Consider the following 4,329-nt stretch of genomic DNA (forward strand, 5'->3'; position numbering starts at 1 on the left):
CCAGAAACATCAAGTTAAACTGGTATGATACTGAGCATTTCCTCACTACGCGTGATTCATTAAAAGAATATTTTCCCGATAGCAAAAACTACTTAATGGAAACCTTTTACAGAAAGGTGCGCCAGCAATACGATATTTTGATGGAGAATGGTCGCCCGGTCGGCGGTCGCTGGAATTACGATAAGGAAAACCAGAAAAAGATTCCTGCCAATCAAAGTGTAGAACCTCCCCTGGTATTTTCTAATGATGTCTCAGATATCGATACTTTGCTGCAAAAGTGCCATATTCAGACAATGGGCAAAGCTTCCCCAAACCAATTAATATGGCCGGTAAACCGTCAACAATCAAAACAGTTACTTGAACATTTTTGTCAGTTTGGGCTGCCCAATTTTGGTCGTTATCAGGACACTATGGCAACAGCAGACACACTTAAGGAAGCCCACTGGAGTTTGTATCACTCCAGGCTCTCGTTCTCTTTAAACACGAAAATGTTACATCCACTAGAAGTTGTAAAAGCAGCTGTTAATACCTGGTCTGAGAATCAAGAAAGTATATCAATCGCTCAGATTGAAGGCTTTTGCCGGCAAATTATCGGCTGGCGTGAATTCGTCCGGGGGATTTACTGGGCGCATATGCCTGACTACAAAAACCTTAACGCCCTGGATCATAATAGACCTTTGCCTCATTTTTACTGGACTGGTGACACCAAAATGAATTGCCTGCATCACTCTATTGAGCAATCCTTAGAATATGCGTATGCACACCATATACAGCGGTTAATGATAACCGGAAACTTTGCCTTGTTAGCAGGTGTGTCACCAGACGCTCTGGACGACTGGTACCTTGGTATTTACATTGATGCTATTGAATGGGTAGAAATGCCTAATACCAGAGGCATGAGTCAGTATGCTGACAACGGTCTGATTGCCACAAAGCCTTATATTGCCAGTGCTAACTATATGCAGAAAATGGGGCACTATTGTAAAGAGTGCTATTATGACCCAAAGAAAAAAAGTGGAGATAAAGCCTGCCCTTTTAACAGCCTGTACTGGCATTTTATTGAGCGTCACAAAGAACAGTTTAAAGATAATCACAGAATGCGCATGATGTATCAGGTCTGGGGTAAGAAAACCAACGAAGAACAGCAGGCGCTACTGAAACAGGCCGAAATTTACTTAGATAATATCAACGAGTTATAAAAGGAAGCACAATGAACAAATGGATAATCCCGCTACTTTTAACAGTTCTGCTGAGTGCCTGTAACACGCAGCCAACACCGGTAGCCAATGTTGTCGAAGACTTTGAGGCAAAACGTTACTTAGGCAAGTGGTACGAAATTGTCCGTATGCCACACAGCTTTGAAGAAGGTCTGCAAAGCGTTACGGCAGAGTATCGCCTAAACGGTGATGGTACCTTAGAGGTTACAAATCGCGGTTATCATGTTGAAAACGAAGAGTGGCAGACAGCTATTGGTCTGGCTAAACCCGTTGAAAACATGGAAGCAGCTTACAAATTGACTTTTTTCTGGCCATTTTACGGTGGGTACTATGTCAGTTGGCTGGATGACAACTATCAGTTGGCAATAGTAACCAGTGACTCACACGAATACTTTTGGTTATTGTCGCGAACTCCCGATGTCGCTCAGGATGATATTGACTATGCCTTAGCTAAGGCTCATGAATGGGGATACGATATCGACCAGATGATCATGGTTGATCATCCGGCCGAATTTCAAGACGCTAATTAATTAAAGCGGCGCGCAGCACCCTTACCGGAGTTGCGCTTAGGTCCGCCGCGAGCATCACGGTCACGCGGTGGGCGTGGCGCACGTTTTACTTGCTCATCGCTTAACTCAAGACCCATTGGCTGCTGACGCACACGGGCTTTTTTCAGTACATGCATAATATCTTTTGGCATACCCTTAGGTAACTGCACTAAAGAGTGATTATCAAACAACTGAATTTGACCAATGTACTTGCTGTCCATTGAAGCTTCGTTAGCAATAGCCCCAACGATGTCACCAGGACGAGCACCATGTTCGCGGCCAACCTGAATTTTGTAAGTTTCAAAATCCACATCGGCGGCACGACTTGTCGCACGCTCTGCACGAGGCTTGCGCTTGTCGCCACGATCACTGCGCTCATTGCGACCTGAACGTTCACTGCGCATTTCACGCACAGGGCGGTCCTCTTTCAGGAACAATGGGCGCTGCTCGTTCTGTTGAGCCAGAAGCGCTAATGCAATTTCTTCAGCACTCAATTCAGACTGTTCCAGCCACTGTCCTAACAGCTTTTCAAGTTTAGGCTTATCAGCACTTGCAGTTTCAGGAGCCAAAGACGCTTGTAGCTTTTCCAGTAACTGTTGCTGACGGTACTTGCTCAGTTCGTTAGCGTTTGGTACTTCAAAGAACTCAACCGGAGCATTGGTTAAGCGCTCATAGTGACGCAACAAATGACGCTCTTTTGCACGGAAGAACAAAATCGCTTCACCTCTACGGCCCGCACGGCCAGTACGTCCAATACGGTGAACATAAGATTCAGTGTCGCTCGGTAAGTCATAGTTAATCACGTGCGTAATTTCAGGAACATCTAAGCCACGAGCAACAACGTCGGTTCCTACCAGAATTTCGATGTGTCCACTACGTAACTGACTGACGGTCTGCTCACGCTGAGCCTGGTTCAAATCACCGCTTAATGGCGCCGCTTTAAAGCCGTTGCGTTGCAATAATTCAGCCACGTCCATTGTATCCTGACGGGTACGTACGAATATCAATGCGCGCTGATACGGAGTCACTTCTAACAACCGAGTCAGAGCAGTCATTTTAGTCATGCCCTGAACTTTCCAGGCTTTCTGCTTAATGGTCGCCTTCTCGCGAGCAATAGCTTCAATCTGAATGTTCAGCGGATCTTTCAGGAACGTTTTTGCCAGTTTACGAATTGCATTTGGCATAGTTGCTGAGAATAATGCGCGTTGCGCCGTATTCGGTACAGCTTTTAAAATGGTTTCGATGTCTTCAATGAAACCCATATTAAGCATTTCATCAGCTTCATCCAGAACACCAACTTTCAAACCGTCCAGCTGCAGAACGTTTTTATTCAGTAAGTCGATAAGACGACCCGGGGTACCAACAACAATGGCGGTGCCCTGCTTCAGAGCTTTGACCTGCGGTCCAAATGGCGCTCCACCGTATACCGTTGCGACGCCAACACCACGCATTTTTGCAGCAAAGCCTTCAAGCGCTTCAGCAACCTGAATAGCCAGCTCACGAGTTGGCGTTACTACTAATACCTGAGTTTGCTTAACTGATGCGTCTATTTTTGCCAACGCTGGTAGACCAAAAGCGGCAGTTTTACCGGTACCTGTCTGGGCTTCACCCAATACATCCTGACCTTCAAGCAACGCAGGAATAGCCTGCAGCTGTATAGGAGTAGGGGTTAAAAACTGCATTGCGTTTAATTGTTCAAGCACAGCACTAGGTAAGGCCATGTCGTTAAACGACACGCCCGTTTGGGTATTTGACATATTTGTCTCACTTTATTCCCGTTTGCCCATTGGCAAACACAACAAAAAAGGGGTTATGGCCCGGCAACAGGAATCAGTATTCAGTCTCTAAACTGTCTGGACTGGAATCAGGCGCTGCAACCCCACGAATCAAGGGTGACCGCTGCCTCATCAGTTATGCGGTGTTCCTTGAGGAACGGCGGATTATACGTTTTTTTACCAGGAACGCAATGTATTTGAGCTTTTTTTCACCAAACACATCAATTTCTGTCAAAATCATCGAAAAAGTTGAACCATTTCTCTTTATATTGCCTACATTATTAGAGAGTTTTTTCAAATTTGGAGGCACTATGTCAGCACATTCTATGTCATCGTTGACTAAGAAAGATTGCTTTATCGAAGGTCACTGGGTTCCTACAGACAAACGTTTCTCAGTTACCAACCCGGCAACCGGCGACGTGTTAGCCGAAGTTGCTGACGCCGACGAGGAGTTAACGCAACGCGCTATCAATGTTGCTGAAACGGCTTTGAAAAGCTGGCGTAAGAAAACCGCTCGCGAGCGTGCAGTTCTTCTGCGTAAATGGTACGAAGCCATGATGGAAAACAAGCAAGCACTGGGCGAATTAATGAGTGCTGAGCAGGGTAAGCCCGTCGCCGAAGCCGTTGGTGAGGTAGAATACGGCGCCAGCTTTGTCGATTGGTTTGCCGGTGAGGCTGAACGCATCGATGGCGATATATTGCCTAATGCTGACAGCAGTAAGCGCGTCATGGTAACTAAAGAGCCAGTGGGTGTCTGTGCGGCCATTACTCCATGGAACTTCCCGAATG

Annotated in this window: 4 protein-coding genes; 3 read left to right on the plus strand and 1 reads right to left on the minus strand. The window is 46.1% G+C overall.

Annotated features, from left to right (window positions below; translation table 11 throughout):
* Positions 1-1,199 (plus strand): cryptochrome/photolyase family protein (locus tag B3180_RS08895; protein WP_286844095.1); only part of this gene is annotated, 1,199 nt, incomplete at its 5' end.
* A gap of 11 nt (positions 1,200-1,210) precedes the next feature.
* Positions 1,211-1,747 (plus strand): lipocalin family protein, encoded by a 537-nt coding sequence (locus B3180_RS08900; RefSeq protein WP_278358482.1) that lies wholly within the window; start codon positions 1,211-1,213, stop codon positions 1,745-1,747.
* Here B3180_RS08900 and B3180_RS08905 read toward each other — a convergent pair.
* Complete coding sequence (locus B3180_RS08905; RefSeq protein ID WP_286844097.1) at positions 1,744-3,522, minus strand: DEAD/DEAH box helicase; 1,779 nt, start codon at positions 3,520-3,522, stop codon at positions 1,744-1,746. The two genes, B3180_RS08900 and B3180_RS08905, sit on opposite strands and share 4 nt — an antisense overlap.
* 329 nt (positions 3,523-3,851) lie before the next feature.
* Here B3180_RS08905 and B3180_RS08910 point away from each other — a divergent pair.
* Positions 3,852-4,329: aldehyde dehydrogenase family protein (locus tag B3180_RS08910; protein ID WP_286844099.1), on the plus strand; the 478-nt coding region annotated here is incomplete at its 3' end.

The sequence above is a fragment of the Idiomarina sp. UBA4206 genome (genome assembly GCF_002383015.1).
In the GTDB taxonomy this organism is placed as follows: domain Bacteria; phylum Pseudomonadota; class Gammaproteobacteria; order Enterobacterales; family Alteromonadaceae; genus Idiomarina; species Idiomarina abyssalis.

What these genes read in the sequence shown, in the direction of transcription:
- B3180_RS08900 (WP_278358482.1), top strand. Translation starts at nt 1,211, where the DNA reads ATGAACAAATGGATAATCCCGCTACTTTTAACAGTTCTGCTGAGTGCC.
- B3180_RS08905 (WP_286844097.1), bottom strand. Translation starts at nt 3,522, where the DNA reads ATGTCAAATACCCAAACGGGCGTGTCGTTTAACGACATGGCCTTACCT.